This window comes from Chitinophagales bacterium, from assembly GCA_017303415.1.
Classification (GTDB): domain Bacteria; phylum Bacteroidota; class Bacteroidia; order Chitinophagales; family Chitinophagaceae; genus SpSt-398.
Window position 1 is genome coordinate 2,601,301 of record JAFLBJ010000001.1, and the last position, 17,518, is coordinate 2,618,818.

Annotated in this window: 15 protein-coding genes; 6 read left to right on the top strand and 9 right to left on the bottom strand. The window is 47.1% G+C overall.

Annotated elements, in window-relative coordinates; all coding sequences use genetic code 11:
- Positions 1-44 precede the first annotated feature (44 nt).
- The 7 genes from trpD to J0M30_11255 form a co-directional block, all read right to left on the bottom strand.
- Positions 45-1,040 carry an anthranilate phosphoribosyltransferase gene (gene trpD / locus J0M30_11225; protein ID MBN8668065.1) on the bottom strand — a complete coding sequence of 332 codons (996 nt, stop codon included), beginning with the start codon at positions 1,038-1,040 and terminating at the stop codon, positions 45-47.
- Positions 1,041-1,098: 58 nt separating this feature from the next.
- Complete coding sequence (locus J0M30_11230) at positions 1,099-1,671, bottom strand: aminodeoxychorismate/anthranilate synthase component II (protein MBN8668066.1); 573 nt, start codon at positions 1,669-1,671, stop codon at positions 1,099-1,101.
- Positions 1,672-1,673: 2 nt separating this feature from the next.
- Positions 1,674-3,092, bottom strand: coding sequence for an anthranilate synthase component I family protein (locus tag J0M30_11235; GenBank protein MBN8668067.1), 1,419 nt, complete (start codon positions 3,090-3,092; stop codon positions 1,674-1,676).
- 224 nt (positions 3,093-3,316) lie between these two features.
- On the bottom strand, positions 3,317-4,459 hold the full coding sequence (hisB, locus tag J0M30_11240; GenBank protein ID MBN8668068.1) for a bifunctional histidinol-phosphatase/imidazoleglycerol-phosphate dehydratase HisB: 1,143 nt from the start codon (positions 4,457-4,459) through the stop codon (positions 3,317-3,319).
- 13 nt (positions 4,460-4,472) lie between these two features.
- On the bottom strand, positions 4,473-5,525 hold the full coding sequence (hisC, locus tag J0M30_11245; GenBank protein MBN8668069.1) for a histidinol-phosphate transaminase: 1,053 nt from the start codon (positions 5,523-5,525) through the stop codon (positions 4,473-4,475).
- Between the two features lie 110 nt (positions 5,526-5,635).
- Entirely contained in the window at positions 5,636-6,916 is a 1,281-nt protein-coding gene (hisD, locus tag J0M30_11250; protein ID MBN8668070.1) for a histidinol dehydrogenase, read from the bottom strand.
- Between the two features lie 11 nt (positions 6,917-6,927).
- On the bottom strand, positions 6,928-7,818 hold the full coding sequence (locus tag J0M30_11255; GenBank protein ID MBN8668071.1) for an ATP phosphoribosyltransferase: 891 nt from the start codon (positions 7,816-7,818) through the stop codon (positions 6,928-6,930).
- A gap of 212 nt (positions 7,819-8,030) precedes the next feature.
- Between J0M30_11255 and J0M30_11260 the strand changes: the two genes are divergently transcribed.
- The 4 genes from J0M30_11260 (at position 8,031) to J0M30_11275 (ending at position 11,156) form a co-directional block, all read left to right on the top strand.
- The gene (locus J0M30_11260) at positions 8,031-8,813 is read left to right on the top strand and encodes a glycoside hydrolase family 16 protein (GenBank protein MBN8668072.1); all 783 of its coding nucleotides are present in this window, start codon (positions 8,031-8,033) and stop codon (positions 8,811-8,813) included.
- Between the two features lie 270 nt (positions 8,814-9,083).
- Positions 9,084-9,347, top strand: coding sequence for a hypothetical protein (locus J0M30_11265; GenBank protein MBN8668073.1), 264 nt, complete (start codon positions 9,084-9,086; stop codon positions 9,345-9,347).
- A gap of 60 nt (positions 9,348-9,407) precedes the next feature.
- Positions 9,408-10,103: a DUF953 domain-containing protein gene (locus J0M30_11270; GenBank protein ID MBN8668074.1), complete on the top strand. Its 696-nt coding sequence runs from the start codon at positions 9,408-9,410 to the stop codon at positions 10,101-10,103.
- Between the two features lie 3 nt (positions 10,104-10,106).
- Positions 10,107-11,156, top strand: coding sequence for an oxidoreductase (locus J0M30_11275; protein ID MBN8668075.1), 1,050 nt, complete (start codon positions 10,107-10,109; stop codon positions 11,154-11,156).
- A gap of 235 nt (positions 11,157-11,391) precedes the next feature.
- Here the strand turns inward: J0M30_11275 and J0M30_11280 are convergent, their stop codons facing one another.
- Positions 11,392-11,976 (bottom strand): AhpC/TSA family protein, encoded by a 585-nt coding sequence (locus tag J0M30_11280; protein ID MBN8668076.1) that lies wholly within the window; start codon positions 11,974-11,976, stop codon positions 11,392-11,394.
- A 107-nt stretch (positions 11,977-12,083) separates the two neighbouring features.
- Here J0M30_11280 and J0M30_11285 point away from each other — a divergent pair, with 107 nt between their 5' ends.
- On the top strand, positions 12,084-12,335 hold the full coding sequence (locus tag J0M30_11285) for a hypothetical protein (GenBank protein MBN8668077.1): 252 nt from the start codon (positions 12,084-12,086) through the stop codon (positions 12,333-12,335).
- A gap of 2 nt (positions 12,336-12,337) precedes the next feature.
- On the opposite strand, the gene smc is transcribed toward J0M30_11285, so the two are convergent.
- Entirely contained in the window at positions 12,338-15,868 is a 3,531-nt protein-coding gene (gene smc, locus J0M30_11290; protein ID MBN8668078.1) for a chromosome segregation protein SMC, read from the bottom strand.
- A 203-nt stretch (positions 15,869-16,071) separates the two neighbouring features.
- Between smc and J0M30_11295 the strand changes: the two genes are divergently transcribed.
- Positions 16,072-17,517 carry an amidinotransferase gene (locus J0M30_11295; GenBank protein MBN8668079.1) on the top strand — a complete coding sequence of 482 codons (1,446 nt, stop codon included), beginning with the start codon at positions 16,072-16,074 and terminating at the stop codon, positions 17,515-17,517.
- The last annotated feature ends 1 nt before the right edge of the window (position 17,518 follow it).

Consider the following 17,518-nt stretch of genomic DNA (forward strand, 5'->3'; position numbering starts at 1 on the left):
CTCTAACCTACCCGGTTATAACCGCTGCGTAAGCTGTAAGAGATTCAAACTTGTAACGAAATCAACCTGGTCAAACTATCGTACGCCTTTCCGCTATCCAGACTCTCCACAGCGGCAGCATAGGCCTCCTGGTAATTGGCATATTTCCCGGTGGAGGACAGCGCCATGGCCGCATTGGCCAATACCACAGCATTTTGGGCAAAGCTACCCTCCCCTTTCAGAATACGGATAAATAGTCTGGCCGCCTCTTCCACCGATACCCCACCATAAATATCCGAAGCCTGTACCATTCGTTTTCCCAGTTCCACAGGTGTCATTACCTGTTCCCCCTGTGGAGTGATCACCCGGGCATCTGCCGTAAGGGAAATCTCATCATATCCATCCAGGGTATGTACAATGGTAAATGGAATATCTGATCCCTGCATCAGGTAGTTATATATCCTCGCCATTTCCAGATTATAAACACCAATGAGTTGAAAGGCAGGGCGCGCAGGATTGACCAGTGGGCCAAGCATATTAAAAAAAGTACGCATCCCCAGGTTGCGCCGGATAGGGCCAACCGTTTTCAACGCCGGGTGAAATAAGGGGGCATGCAGGAAACAGATCCCGGCTTCCTCCACTTCCTTTTTCAATGACCCACTATCCGGTTTGAACTTATAACCCAGTTGTTCCATCACATTCGAGGCCCCACTTACCGAGGATGCTCCATAGTTGCCATGTTTAGACACTTTCTGCCCGGTGCCTGCCACAATAAAACAACTAAGTGTGGAAATATTGAAGGTATTCTTTCCATCTCCGCCCGTTCCCACGATATCGATCGTGGCATGGCCATTCAGGTCAACCGGTACACAGAGTTCCAGCAAGGCATCTCTAAATCCTTCCAATTCCTCAATGGTAACACTTCGCATGAGATAGACGGTCATAAAGGCCGTGATCTCATGTTCATTATAAACCCCCTTCCCAATATTCACCAGTACCTCTTTGGCCGTAGACCGGTCGAGGGATTTGTGTTCGAAGAGGTACTGTAAGATTTTTTTCATTTTTATCGAAGTTATTTTTTTCAACAGCTAATCGCTTTTAGCTGGTAGTTTTTTGCTTTTATAACTGCACCCAGTTTCTCATTAGTTCTTCGCCGATTGGTGTCAACACGCTTTCGGGGTGGAATTGGACACCTTGCACATCAAATTGGCGGTGTTGCAGCGCCATGATCAGTCCGTTCTCATCGCGGGCTGTTATTTCCAAATCAGCAGGGAATCCCTCTTCACTTACTACCCAGGAATGGTACCTGCCAACTTCCAGGGTTTTTGGCAATCCTTTAAAAAGTGGGCTCCTGGGTTGGGTAACCGTAATGGGTGTGGCAACACCATGGTACACGGTAGATAGGTTGATCAGCTTTCCGCCAAATGCCTGTCCGATGGCCTGATGACCCAGGCATACCCCCAGGATGGATTTAGTGGCCGCATACTCACGGATCAAAGGCAGAAGCAAACCCGCTTCTTCCGGAATACCAGGGCCGGGAGATAAAATGATCTTATCATAGGCTTTTACCTTTTCCAGTGGCAACTGATCATTCCGAAACACATCCACTTTTCCGTGAATGATCTTCTGTACCAGGTGAACCAGGTTATAGGTGAATGAATCGTAGTTATCAAAAACGAGTATGGATGCCATCCTTATTGTTTATGTAGGTTTTCGGCCAATTCAACCGCCTTCTTCAGGGCGCCGAGTTTATTATTTACTTCCTGCAATTCCATTTCTGGTTGACTCGCGGCTACTACCCCTGCACCAGCCTGACAGATCAGGGTATTATGCCGGCTTAAAAATGTACGGATCATGATGGCATGATTACAGGACCCATCAAATCCCAGAAATCCCAGGGCCCCACCGTAATACCCTCTTGCCGATGGTTCATACTGATCGATCAGTTCCATGGCTTTTACCTTGGGTGCGCCGCTCAGGGTACCGGCCGGAAAGGTATTGGCGAGGAGTTCATAAGGTTGGATCCCCTCTCTCACCTTACCCACCACTTCGCTGACCAGATGAATGACGTGGGAATAATATTGCACCTGGCGGTAATGCGCAACGCCCACCTCATCACAAACCCGGCTCAGGTCATTTCGTGCCAGATCAACCAGCATCACATGCTCGGCATTCTCTTTGGCATCCTTGAGCAACCGCTCTGTCTCCTGCTGATCATACGCATCATCTCCTGTACGGCGAAACGTTCCGGCAATAGGATGTACGATCGCTTTTTGTTGTTGTACGATCAATTGGGATTCAGGGGAAGAACCAAAGAGTTTATAATCTCCATAGTCAAAAAAGAACAGATAAGGAGAAGGGTTCACACTGCGCAATGCCCGATACACATTGAACTCATCACCCTGAAAGGATTGTTCAAAACGACGGCTCAATACGATCTGAAAAACATCACCACGATGACAGCTCCGGATGCCCTTTTCCACCATGTCCTTGTATTCTTCATCGGTCATATTTGACGATTCGGCACCGCGGGTCTTAAAAGGAAAAGCCGGCACGTCCCGGTTACGGATCAGGGATTCGATCAATCCGACTTCCGATTCCAATCCGGCCACCCGGTTCTCGCAAAGGATCAATTCATCCCGGAAATGATTAAACGCGATCACATACTGGTAAAGACGATAACGAAGAAGTCCTACCCCTGCGGAAGGTGCATGCGTGAGTTTAACGGATTCAAAAAACTGGACCGCATCAAAGGAAGTATATCCATAAAGCCCCTGGGCAAACCGGCCTTCCCTGACCTGTGGTGTGGCCGCATCAAACCGGTCGGTGAATTCACCGATAATGCCGGGAACTTCCAGTGGGTCTTTGATGGACTTTGTTTCGGGTGGAAGCCCCGGCAATTTGAATTCAAGCCGGTGGGCATCGAGCACTTCGATACCCGCTATCGCATTGATACAGATAAACGAATAACTGTTCTCTGCCGCATGATGATCGGTGCTTTCCAACAGAATGGTATCCCTGAACCGGTCGCGCAGACGCAGGTAGATCCCCACCGGCGTGTATACATCCGCCAGCAGTCGCTTACCCGTTGTTTCTATCCTGATCTTCTTCATTTGAATAAAATAAAAAGCCCCGCAAATTTGCGGGGCCCAGTTATGTTATGACAAACACAGTTATGACATTACATGACCCCGGAAGAGTTTGTATGCCACCACCACTGTTTGTTATTGACTTGTTGCATATTGCAAATATGGTGATGGTTAATCATAAAAACAAATTTTATTTGGGAAGTCCGGGGTCGGGGGACCGGAATCCGGACCTCTGACTACCAGCACATCTACAGCACCCCCTTTGTACTAGGCAGATAGTTACTCATGGGGTCGCGCTTAACAGCCATCCGAATGGCCTTGGCAAAGGCCTTAAAAATGGCTTCGATCTTGTGGTGTTCATTATCCCCCTGGCATTCAATATGGAGGTTGCATCGGGCTGCATCGGAGAATGATTTAAAGAAATGAAAGAACATCTCCGTTGGCATTTCTCCGATCTTCTCCCGTTTGAATTCGGCCTTCCACACGATCCAGTTCCGCCCTCCAAAATCGATCAACACTTTGGCATCTGCCTCATCCATTGGAAGTGCAAACCCGTATCGCTCCATACCACGTTTATCAGTAAGCAAACGGCCCATCAGTTCCCCCAGGGCAATGCCTGTATCCTCTATGGTGTGGTGTTCATCAATATGCAGGTCGCCCTGTACTTTTATATCCAGGTCTATCTTTCCATGCCGGGCCACCTGATCAAGCATATGGTCAAAGAAACCAATACCGGTGGAAATAGAGGACCTGCCGGAGCCTTCGAGGTTCATGTCGATCATGATCTTTGTTTCACTGGTATTGCGTTCATGTACCCCCTGCCGGGTGCCCAATTTCAGAAAGGCATATATCTCGCTCCACTCCGTGGTTTCAAGCGCCACCGTACTGCCTCGCAATTCCTCGGCTTTGTCTTTTATCTCTCCTTGTCCCAGGCTGGGGTCCAGATTGAGCCAAATACCCTTGCACCCAAGGTTTTTGGCCAGTTGTATATCGGTAATGCGGTCGCCGATCACATAAGAATTGGCTATATCATAATCCGGATTGTCCAGGTAGTCTGTCAGCATCCCGGTTCCGGGTTTACGTGTGGGTTTGTTCTCCTCTGGAAAGGTCCGGTCAATGAATACTTTGGAAAAATGAATTCCCTCCCCTTCCAGACTTTTCATAACCAGTTCATGCAAGGGCCAGAAGGTATTTTCGGGAAAGGAATCTGTACCAAGCCCATCCTGATTGGTCACCATGACCAGTTCATAATCCAACTCCTGTGCTATACGGCGCATGTATTCGAACATGTGCGGATAAAATTGAAGCTTTTCAAATGCATCCAGCTGATAAGTGGGCGGGGCCTCCATAATCAGCGTGCCATCGCGGTCAATGAATAATACTTTTTTCATTCCTGTTTGATCTTTATGGTTCAAACCGGGATATTTCCCGGATCAATTCCTGGTTTTCCTTTTCCGTTCCCACTGTGATACGCAGACATCCTTCACAAAGGGTGACCTTACTCCGGTCGCGTACCACAATGCCTTTGGTCAGCAAATATTGGTAGATGGCTTCCGGATCGGTTACACGTACAAGGATGAAATTCGCATCGGAGGGAAAGATATGCAATACCTGGGGCAGCGGTTCCAATGCCGATACCAGCAGATCCCGCTGTTGTACAATTTCCAGGATCATGTCATTTACCTGCCCCACTTCCTCCAGGGCCTGTAATGCTAACTCCTGAGACGCCAGGTTGATATTGTAAGGTGGTTTGATCCGGTTCATGATCTGAATGATCCCTTCGCCGGCAAATCCCAATCCAATGCGTAAGGCAGCCAATCCCCAGGCTTTTGACAAGGTTTGCAAAACCACCAGTTGCGGGTAATCCTGCAATTCAGCGATCGCCGAACGTTGCCGGGAAAAATTGATATACGCTTCATCCACCACCACCAAACCAAAGTAATTATTAAGCAATACCTCAATATCTGCCGGATCCAACGAATTTCCAGTGGGGTTATTGGGAGAACATAAAAAGATCATTTTGGTATGATCGTCAATGGCCTGTTCGATTGCTTCAAGGTCCAATTGAAAGGCCGGTGTGAGTGGCACTTTCCGGGCTTCCACATTATTGATCCCCGCGCTTACCTCATACATGCCATAGGTGGGCGGACAAATGATCACATTATCAATTCCGGGTTCACAAAAGGCCCGAAAGAGAATATCGATACATTCATCGCTTCCATTGCCCACAAAAATGTTTTCCATCGCCACCCCCTTGATCGCCCCGATCTTTTCCTTTAACCGCTCCTGTAACGGATCAGGATAGCGGTTGTACCAGCGGGTAAGAGGTGAACCCAGACTGTTCTCATTGGCATCGAGAAATATCCGTGCCTCCCCTTTGAATTCATCCCGGGCGGAGGAATAGGGTTTTAGTTTTTTTATATTTTCCCGTATCAGGTTGTCCAGATCGAACGACATGCTTTATCTTTTTTCTAAAATTTATTGAAACCACATTTAATTGTTTCTCGCAGCGACCGCGACGTTCTTTGCGGTCGCTGCGAGAAACCTAATTTTGAAAAACTTTTATTTTATTTTTCTATCAATCTTACTTTAACCGCTTCCGCATGGGCTTGCAGGCCCTCGGCTTCCGCCATGGCGATCACCGCATTGCCAATATGCTCCAATCCATCTTTACTCAGTTGTTGGAAGGTGATCTTTTTGACAAAGCTATCCACACTCACCCCACTATAGGCCTTTGCATAACCATTTGTGGGTAAGGTGTGATTGGCTCCACTGGCATAATCACCAGCGCTCTCTGGAGAATAATGCCCAAGAAAAACGGAACCCGCCTGTAGAACCCGGGTGGCCATCTCTTCGGCACCGGTACAAGCCAGGATCAGGTGTTCAGCGGCATATTGGTTTATAAAAGCAAGCGATTCTTCGCGGTCTTTGAACACAAGTATCCGGCTGTTATCAAGTGCTTTTTCAGCCAGTTCTTTCCTGGGTAAATTTTCCAATTGCTTTGCAAGGGCGGTGGTGACCTTTTTAGGCAATTGTTTATCAGTAGTCACCAGTATGGCCTGGCTGTCTATGCCATGCTCGGCCTGACTTAATAAATCGGCAGCAATAAAGGAAGCATCTGCCGTTTCATCGGCAAACACCATTACCTCGCTTGGACCGGCCGGCATATCAATGGCCATGCCTTCCTGCTGAACCAGCTTTTTTGCGGCTGTGACATATTGGTTACCCGGGCCAAAAATTTTATTTACGGCAGGAACTGATTCTGTGCCATAGGCCATGGCGCCAATGGCCTGAATACCCCCGAGTTTGTATACAGCGGTCACCCCAGCCAGCATGGCGGTGTACAGAATAGCAGGATGAAGTTTCCCTTCTTCATTGGGAGGGGAGCAAAGTATGATCTCTTTGCAACCGGCCAGGGAAGCAGGTACGGCGAGCATGAGGATGGTGCTGAACAAGGGTGCAGTTCCTCCCGGAATATAGATCCCGACTTTTTCTATCGCCCTGTTTTCGCGCCAGCAGCGGACACCCGGCATGGTCTCCACCGGTTTTGGTGTCTCTATCTGGGTTTGGTGAAACCGTTCAATATTGAAGCGCGCCAGTTGAATAGCCGCTTTGAGTTCTTCCGATACCTTGTTATCCGCAGTGGCGAATTCTTTGGCTGTAACCTTAAACTTCTTTATCCGGGCTCCATCAAATTCACGGGTATAACGACGCAACGCCCGGTCTCCCTTGCGACGCACGGCATCCAGCACCCGACTCACTTTTTTGTCCAGCGAGGCTGCATCCATAACCGGTCTTGCCAGTAAAGCAGGCCATTCAGCAGGCTCGGGTTGATTAAATATTTTCATACATGACTATTTTAAATGACCATTTTTTCAATGGGCACTACGAGAATACCCTGTGCGCCCGCTTCTTTAAGTTGTTCGATCTTATCCCAAAATTCATCCTCACTCAATACCGTATGCACACTGCTCCAACCAGTCTCGGCCAGGGGCAATACAGTTGGGCTTTTCATCCCCGGTAGCAGAGCTATGATCTCCTTTAATTTTTCATTGGGGGCATTGAGCAAAATATATTTATTGCGTTTGGCCTTTTTGACCGCATTGATCCGGAAAAGCAGTTTCTGTAACAGTTTACCTTTTTCCCCATTGAAACTGCGGTTGCGGATAAGCACCGCTTGTGAAGAAAGGATTGTTTCCACTTCTTTGAGCCCGTTCAATAACAGGGTGGAACCGCTGCTGACCAGGTCACATACCAGGTCGGACAGACCGATACCCGGAGCAATTTCAACAGAACCACTGATCTCGTGTATCTCCGCCTCAATTCCTTTTTCTTTCAGGTATTGACCAACCAATCTTGGGTAGGTGGTGGCGATCCGTTTACCCTGAATACTCTCCGGTCCTTTAAATTCATGATTTCGAGGAACGGCAAAAGACAAACGGCATTTTCCAAATCCCAGTTGCTCCACGATATCCACTTCCTTTCCCTTTTCATATAAAACATTCTCTCCCACAATACCAATATCCGCTACCCCATCCGATACGTATTGCGGAATATCATCGTCCCGCAGGAACAGAACTTCCAGTGGAAACGTATCACTCGTGGTCTTCAACCGGTCCTTTACATTGCGTAATTCAATGCCACATTCTTTTAGCAGCTGGACCGAATCTTCGTAAAGTCGCCCGCTTTTCTGAATGGCAATTCGCAATCTTGTATTTACTTCTTCCTTGTTTTGTTGTGTCTCTTTCATGACGGTTCAAATGATTGAAAAAAATAAGGGCTTACCAGTGGTAAGCCCTCAAGAATTTATGTTTTAGCACATAACACCATCGGCTCACCCCGCGAGGTAAGAGGTATGATGATGGATATGCAGGTTGATCTTCATGACAGGGCAAAAATAGAAGGGTTACCGGGAAAAACCAAATTCACTTTCCCCTATATTTACAAAAACCGTTGCGTGTCATGAGAAATTACCTGGGATTTGCTGTCCTCACCTTTATTTTATTCTCTTGTACTGATCAGGGAAAACCCTCACGTAAATTGATCTGGAGTGATGAGTTTGACAAGGCCGGTTTACCCGACACAACCAGGTGGGCCTATGACCAGGGAGGCCATGGTTGGGGAAATAATGAATTACAATTCTATACCACAGCAAGGGCTGAAAATGCCCGGATAGAAGATGGTCATTTGATCATTGAAGCCCATCGTGAACCCTGGGAAGGGAAGGAATATACCTCCGCCCGTTTGGTGACCCGGGGAAAAGCGGAATGGCAATACGGAAGGATCGAAGTAAGGGCCCGCATACCTGAGGGTTTGGGTACCTGGCCGGCCATCTGGACCCTGGGAGCTACAAAACCTTTTGTTTGGCCAGACGATGGAGAAATCGATATCATGGAACATGTGGGGTTAAATCCTGGTTTTGTCCATGGCTCCATACACTGCAAGAAATACTACCATAGTATCGGAACCCAGAAGACCGATACCCTATTTGTACCCGATTTCTCCAAGGCTTTTCATGTGTACGCGGTGGAATGGACCCGTGATTCCATTTCCACTGAAATCGACGGGAATACCTATTTCCGTTTTGCCAATGAAAAAGCAGGATATGAGTCATGGCCATTTGATAATAAAATGTATCTGATCCTCAACCTGGCCGTGGGTGGTAATTGGGGAGGAATGAAAGGGGTGGATACAACCATCTGGCCCCGAAGAATGGAAGTGGACTATGTGCGGGTTTATGAATAGAAAAGTTGTTAAATTATTAATTATTGATTATTGATTATTAATCAGTTAGGAAATTATAACCGGCCAAAATATTACCTGCGTTTTCCTAAATAATTAATAATCAATAATAAATAATCCCACCCCCCTTCCGTGGTAAATACGCCCTGAAAACCCCTGCCCTTACTCCCCGACGAAAAGTGTAAATTTGCAGTCCTTACTGACCGTACCCATTAAATTCTTCACTGCCCATTACCAGCCGATATTGTTTGATCTAAAAAAGAGGAGAAGGTTATGTATACGTATGCATTACTTGAGCCGGGTTGTTATTACCTGGTACAGGAGAAGATCAATAGTCCCATCACCCTGATCAAGGCCTCGGTGGAAACCGACCATTGTCTGTTTGTGACCCGTTATGAAGAGCCGTTGGTGACGGAATGGAAACGAAAGAATGACCCCATTCACGATATTATTGAATGTCTGAGCGATGAAACCGCCAGTGAGTGGCAAAAATTCTATTATAACGAGGATGCCTATCATGAAGAGGATGATGAGTAGCCCTTGTATCATTTGTCACTAATCCATTTCCTGAATCTATTATTTTTACGCAAAAAGCACATGAGGATCCCTTTATTTGTCCTTACCCTGTCTTTATTCATGGTTGCCTGTACGGCACAACAAGGGAGCATGGGCAGGCTATCGGCCGATGAATTTGAAAAAGCCGTGACCATGGGTAAGCAGCAGGTATTGGATGTCAGAACGGCTGGGGAATTTGCCAATGGCCATATACCGGGTTCCATGCAAGCGGATTGGACCAACCGGTCGCAATTTGCCGACCGGGTGCAACACCTCGATAAATCAAGACCAGTTTATATCTATTGTGCCAGTGGCCCCCGGAGTACATCGGCTGCCATATGGTTAAGGGCTAACGGTTACCAGTCAGTCATTGAACTGGAAGGTGGATATATCAGTTGGAAAAGAGCCCGCAAACCCGTGGAGGCAACACAGGCCCAGCGACCCATGAGTTTGGAAGAATATAAAATGACCATACCGGCCACTGGTACAGTTTTGGTTGATTTTGGTGCGGAGTGGTGCCCTCCCTGTGTAAAAATGGAGCCGGTATTAAAGGAACTCATGGGTGAATTGGCCGGATCGGTACAATTGATCAAAGTGGATGTAGGTATTCATACTTCGATCCTGGAGCCACTTCAAATCAATAGTTATCCTACCTTTATTGTTTATAAAAATGGTCAGGAAACCTGGCGCCAGAGTGGTATAGTGGAAAAATCCACCCTGCTGGCCCAATTGAAATAAATCATGAATCAATTTCAACTTCGTGTAACCGCAATTTTATCCCTTTTCTTTTCCCTGTTTTTTACGTCGTCCCAGGCTCAACGAAATTTTCCAGAGGTCAGGATGCTGGACTCGGGTACAAAAACGAGTCTGCGTGGCCTTAGTGTAGTAAACGACAATATCATCTGGGCCAGTGGCAGCAATGGCATGGTGGCCCGGTCGAACAATGGGGGGAAAAACTGGAAATGGATGACGGTGACCGGATTTGAAAAAACAGAATTCAGGGATATCGAAGCCTTTGATGCCAGTACGGCTATCATCATGGGGATCGGCGATCCGGCCTATATCCTCAAAACCACCGACGGAGGCAATTCCTGGAAGATCGTATATGAGAATACCACCAAGGGCATGTTCCTGGATGCCCTGGACTTTAGCGACCCGAAGAATGGGGTCGTGATCGGTGACCCAGTGGACGGTCATTTCTTTATGGCAAAAACAACAGATGGTGGGGATAGCTGGCAAGCGTTGGATATCAGCAAACGCCCTTTGGCCGATAGTGGAGAAGCATTTTTTGCCGCCAGTGGCACCAATCTCGCGCGGTTGTATTTCCATGACCTGTACATGGTCAGTGGCGGAATGGAATCCAGGTTATTTATCAACGGCGAAGCCTTTGATCTTCCGATCCTGAAGGGGAAGGAAACAACTGGCGCCAATTCACTGACGGTTTGGGATGAATACACGCACAATACCGGGAAACATATTGTGGTGGTTGGTGGAGATTTCAATAACCCGGATAGCTCGAATATGAACTGCCTGATATCCCATAATAAAGGCCGATCCTGGCAAACACCCAATACTCCCCCGCATGGTTACCGGAGTTGTGTAGAATACCTGTCAAAGAGTAACCTGGTAACTTGTGGATTGACCGGCGTGGATTATTCCATTGATGGAGGAAAGAACTGGAAATGGATCAGCAAAACCGGATTCCATACCTGTCAGTTCGCCAAATTTGGCACTTCTGTTTTTCTCGTGGGGAATAATGGACGGATTGCGAAGTTGTATTGGGAGAGGTGAGGCGTGAGACGTGAGGCGTGAGGCGTGAGGCGTGAGATGTGAGACGTGAGTTTCGTGAGGCGTGAATGGTGAATAGTGAATAGTGAAACTTAAAAACTTTAACTTACAACCCAAAACTTTTTCTCACGTCTCACGTCTCACGTCTCACGTCTCACATCTCACGTCTCACGTCTCACGTCTCACGTCTCACGTCTCACGTCTCACGTCTCACGTCTCACGTCTCACGTCTCACGTCTCACAAATTGTCAACAATCTCCTTCACCGAAGGCCGCTTCTTATAATCTGCATCAAAATACCGATAGGTGATCGTGCCCTCTTTATTAATGATATAAATGGCCGGAACCGGAAGGAAAGCTCCATTATCGCCATTATTGCCCTCAATATCTATATCAAAACTCTTGTATCGCTTGATCGTTTTTTCATCAAGGGCAAAGGAGACATCATAGGCCTTCATGATTTTTTGCTTCTCGTCAGAGAGGATCGTAAAGGTGGCCCCGGTCTTTTCGCGAGTCTTACTGACAGATTCCGATTTTTCAGGTGTAATGGCAATCAATTGCGCGCCTTTCTCTGTGATCAACGAAAGCGAGTCCTGAAGACGGCGAAGGTGTTTATTGCAATAAGGACACCATTCTCCTCTATAGAATACCAGAACCACCGACCCTTTTTTTAGCTGGTCTTTTAACCGTACCTCTTTTCCATCCTGGTCCTTTCCCTTGAAATCAGGCGCCTTGGAATTGATGAATAGACCTTCAGGTTTTTCCTGCGCGTAAATCGTCAGGGAAAGAAATAAACCAAGAATACTAAGTAAGGCCTTATTCATGTGTTTGATTTGAAGGATAAAATTAAAAAATATCCCCCGCAAAAAAGCCCCGGGTACAAGATTAACAATACATTGATTATCCTTACATTTATCGAAATTTATAACCCATGGCCAGCAACCATTACGACCAATGGATCTTTAAGTCCATCCTGGGATTCACCCTTATCATTGCCTCCGTCTTCCTCACCTTTTATTCGATTGCTTACCTGAAAGATACTTCCCGCTGGGTTCTTTATGCCGTATTAGTCTCCGTTACCCTTGGCATAGGTGTCTCCTCCGTTTGCAGTGCTTTTGTGCATAAAATGAAACACGATATCCGCCATCGGCAGAAGGCGCATGATCATCAGAAAGAAAGCTGACCTTAATTCTGACTGAGGTTCCTAAAATCCACCGACACCAGCTTACTCACACCAGGCTCCTGCATGGTCACCCCATAGATCACATCTACGGTGCTCATGGTTGTCTTGTTGTGGGTAACAATGATAAATTGGGAGTTCTCGCTAAAGTTGCGGATCATATTGGTAAACTTACCCACGTTGGCATCATCAAGCGGTGCATCCACCTCGTCAAGGATACAGAAGGGGGCTGGTTTAATCAAATAGATCGCAAAGAGCAGGGCCGTTGCCGTAAGTGTGCGCTCTCCCCCACTCAATTGGGTGAGTGAAGTGGGACGTTTACCCTTGGGTTTGGCAATTACATCAATGCCGGTTTCGGCAAGGTTCTCGGGGTTCTCGAGTATAAGGTCACACTGGTCATCTTCGGTAAACAGGGTCTTAAAGACCTTATGGAAGTTCTCCCGTACTGCATGAAAGGTTTCCAGAAATTTCTGGTTGGCGGTCGCTTCCACTTCCTGGATCGTTTGCATCAGGCTCTCCTTGGCAGACACCAGGTCATTCTTTTGCTCCAGGATGAAATCATACCGCTTTTTCATTTCCTGAAAGGCCTCAATGGCGGTAGGGTTTACTTCACCCAGGTTCTCAAGCCGGCGTTTCATCTTGTCCACTTTTTCCTGGAGTTCCTCAACAGGTGTTTCACCGGTTCGGGCTTCGTCCAGTATATCTTCCAGGTTGATCCTGAATTCCACGCTCAAACGCTCTTTCATACCGGCCAACTGAAGTTTCACTTCATTCAGGCGGTCTTTGATCTCATTGAGCAGGTGTTCAACCTGTTCTTTCTCCTTGGTCTTATGTCTTAGTTCACTTTCTTTTTCGGAAAGTTGGTTCCGCCAGTTATAATAAGCTTGGTCGGCCTCATTGAGTTTTCTCTCTTCTTCGTCTTTTTGCCTGATCAGGGTCAGCAGCTCTTCATCCAATGCGGTCAGTCGCGCCTGTGATTCGGCGATCTCAGTCGTGGTGGCTTCCAGTTGGGCTCGGTTGCCTTCCACCTGTTGCAGGAGTTCGTTGAGCTGGTTGGTTTTGAATTCTCTTTCCTGTTTCAAGGCGGCGATCTTGCTCTGCTGTTTGGTCACCTGCAGGTTGAATTCATTATAACGGGCCAGGGTATCGTTGAACAAACCTTCTTCTTCTTTATATAATTCCTCTGCCCGGCTCAGGGATACCGCGCTTTCATTCAACTGTTCCACAAAACCGGCTAGTTCTACCCGTACCGATTCCAGTGATTGCTGGGATTGTTGCAATTGCTGGTTCAATTCACCCAGGCGTGCCTCGCTTTGTTGTTGCATGGCCTGCAGGTTCTCCAGTTTGTTTTGGAGGGAGAAAACGGTATTGGTAAGCTGTTGAATCTCTCTTTCTGTTTCCCGGATGGCATTCTCACGCAGGTCTTCATTAAAAGCGATCACTTCATTGTGTCGTTGCTGGATCGTTTCACGGAGGGCATTCACCACAATGGCCTGTGCATCGATCTGCTCGGCCAGTTTTTCGAGATTCTTGGCCCGTCCGATCTTCTTTCCTTCAAAGAGACCCACACTACCACCGGTCAGGGAATATTTCCCTTTTACATAGCGGCCCTCTTTTTCAATCACCACGAATCCGTTGGAATTATTTAGCGCTTCCTCATTATCCGCAATGAAGACATTACCCAGGAGGTGTTCCGCCAGTTTACGGTAACGGCCTTCCACTTCCACCACCTGAAGAGCCGGAATGGCATGTGAGAGTGTATGATCAGAAACAGTGGCTGCTTTATCTTCAAACTTATCCAGCAGGAAGAAATTAGCCTTCCCTTTTTTGTTGGCATCCAGCAGGTGAACGGCTTTCAAACCATCCTGCAGATTATTTACCACATAATAACTGAGGTAAGGTTCCAGTACATTCTCGAGGGCAGTACGGTATTCTTCCTTCACATACAGGATATCCGACAGAATGGGGGCTGTATAACCCAGTTCAGGGTTATTATGCAGGTACTTCACGCTTTCAGGATAGCCTTCCATGGTATCGATCAGGCTCTTCAGCAGGTCGTACTCATTTTTGCGTGAATCCAGTTTGCGGTTTTCTTCCGCGAGTTCGCTCCGCAGCCCTTCAAGGACTGACTGGGTTTGTAATATCTGTTCTTTAGTATAATCGTGGTGCTGCTGAAGTTGCTCCAGATCGGTCTTCTTGATTTGAAGCTCTTTCTCCTTCACCTGTACTTCCTCTGAGAGCTGGTGCCGCTGGTCCTCCCGTCTGGCCTTTTCCTCTTCAACCTGGGAGAGCGCGCGTTGAATATTCTGAATGGATGTTTCAGAAACCGCAGCCTTTTTCTCTGATTCAAATTGTTGCCGCTGGGTTTGCTGGTGAGCAGAACGGAGCAGGTCAAGATTATTCCGCTTTTCCCCGAGCTGACCACGTTGCTGGTCCACTTGCTCGGAAACCAGGGAAAATTCATTGTTCAGTGTTTCAAATCCTCCTTCTTCCTCATTCACCTGTAATTCGGTAAAAGAAATGCTTTCTTCAATGCCTTTGATCTGTCCATCGGCGCGTTGAAGAAAATCCTGTAACCCTTTTTCTTTTTCCTGGAGGTATTGCAGTTTCTGTGCCGCCAGGTTCTTGTCATTCTCCCGGGTCCGCACATTTTGTTGTAATTGGTTAAAGGCATGCTGCATGGACTGGAGCTCCTTCTCCTTTTCCACAAAACCCGACTTCTCTCCTTCCAGGGAGGCTTCCTCTGTTGCGATCACAGCTTCCAGTTGCAGGCGTTTATCCGTTTCTACCTGGTGTTGTTCATTCAGTTCTTTAAACGTGATATTGAAGCCTTCGAGAGCGGCCTTGGCCAGCTCAATGCTGACTTCCCGGTACTCTTTTTTAACCTCGAAATATTTCTCGGCTTTACGGGCCTGGCTTTCGAGGCTTTTCAACTGGTTGTTGATCTCGAACAGGAGGTCCTCAATACGGGCCAGATCCTGTTCGGTCGCATCCAGTTTAAGTTTTGCCTCTTTCTTTCTGGTTTTGTAAATGGATATCCCAGCAGCCTGCTCAAGCATACGGCGGCGGCTATTGTCCTTGTCTTTGATCAGGTCATCCACCATGCCCAATTCGATGATGGCATAGCTGTCGGTGGAGACACCGGTATCCATGAAAAGGTTTTGGATATCTTTTAACCGGCACTGCACATCATTCAACCGGTATTCACTCTCGCCACTTTTATAAAATTTCCGCGTGATCGTAACCGTATTAAATTCGGTGGGGAGCAGGTTCTTGGTATTCTCAAAAGTGAGGCTGACCTCTGCCAGACCACTGGCACTTCTGGATTTGGAGCCATTAAAGACAAGGCTCTCCAGGTTCTCTGATCGCAGGTGGCTGATCTTTTGTTCGCCGATCACCCACCGGATGCTATCCACAATATTGGATTTTCCACATCCATTTGGTCCCACGATTCCGGTGATACTCTCATCAAAATTGATCAGGGTCTTGTCCGCAAAACTCTTGAAACCCTTGATCTCTAAACTTTTTAAACGCACGTTTCCTCCTGTTTTATAGCGGCGAATATAGGTGATTGATGGTACATAAAAGGATTGGTAATAAACGATTTATTCACATCTGTTGGGATAAAATTTTAAGGACATTTGTCGATTTTGACAGGATTGGAAAAGAGCGGGTTGGCCGCAATGTGCTAATTTTGCTTACAACTGTTCATATTCCCTTGCGGAAAAATCCAGCGATCATGAGTAAAAACAAATCTAAGATCCAGGTCGGTTCAGAAATAGGCCGGTTACGACGTCTTCTTGTGCATAGTCCAGACAGCGGTTTGGGAAAAGTGGTCCCTTCCAAGGCTCAGGACTGGCTTTTTGAGGATATCGTACACCTGGAAACGATCCGCAGAAAGGAGTACGATTATTATACCAAACTTTTGCTCTATTTCCTTGACCCGGAAAAGATCAAAGGGCGGTTAACCGAGATCGATGCGCTGGACAACAGACGGGTATTTTATAAACCGGATAATGAAAATTTCTTTCGGTCCGACAAGGTAATCGAGATCCAATGGCTTTTAAGTGAAATTTTAGAAGATCGCGAGATTCGATTGAAACTCATAGCTTCTGTGTGTGCAGTAGAAGGCTGTTCTTATGAAACACAAACTGGTCTGACCGGACTCAGTCCTACCCAACTGGCCAAGGCCTTTATCAGTGGTACGCTGAACGAAAAGGAAATGATCTTTGCCCCCATCCCCAATTTTATCTTTACCCGGGATATCGGGATCGTCATCAACCAATTCATCTTACTCAACAAACCCGCCAAAAAAGCCAGGGTGCGTGAGGCCCTGTTGATGAAATACATCTTTTTTAATCACCCCCTGTTTAAGGATTACCATGACAAGGTGATCGAACTTCCGGACACCAGTTACCATTTTCTGATGCCCCGGGACGCCGACGATAAGAAAGTGACCCTGGAGGGAGGGGATGTGATGGTTGTAACCCCTGACCATTTATTGATCGGGGTCAGCGAACGGACCTCAATGGAAGCTGCCCACCAGGCCATCAACCTGTTGTTTGAAAAAGGCGTGGTCAAAAAGATCACGGTGGTACGTATTCCCCGCAAACGGGATTATATGCATATCGATACGGTCTTTACCCAGGTAAAAAGAAATGTATGGGTCATGCTCGGCATTTTCTCCAAAAAATCCATCCGGAAGGAGGATGCCGACCCGGTACAGAAAGTTCTGGATATGCCCCGGAAAGAAGAAAAGATCAAAATAATTCAGTTTCGGAAAAAGGACATTGCCAATCCGGTTCCATTTGAGAGCCTGGAGGAACTGCTGATCGATATCAGCAAGAATGACCTGAAGTGCAGCGACAAGGTGCGGTTCATCTATTCAGGTAATAATGAATTTCCTTTTGATGCACGGGAACAATGGACAGACTCCTGTAACCTTCTGGCCTTGAAAGAGGGGGTGGTTTTAGGATACGACAGGAATGATAAGACCGTGGAAGCCTTCCGCGAAAATGGATTTAATATCCGCGAAGCTGCGGAGTTGATCCAGGATTTTGAGTCTGGTGCCCTGAAACCCGATGACCTGGAAGACACCCTGATCCTGATGCCATCGGCTGAATTGTCAAGGGCCAGAGGTGGTTTCCACTGTATGAGTATGCCTATTTTACGCGATGAAATCTAAG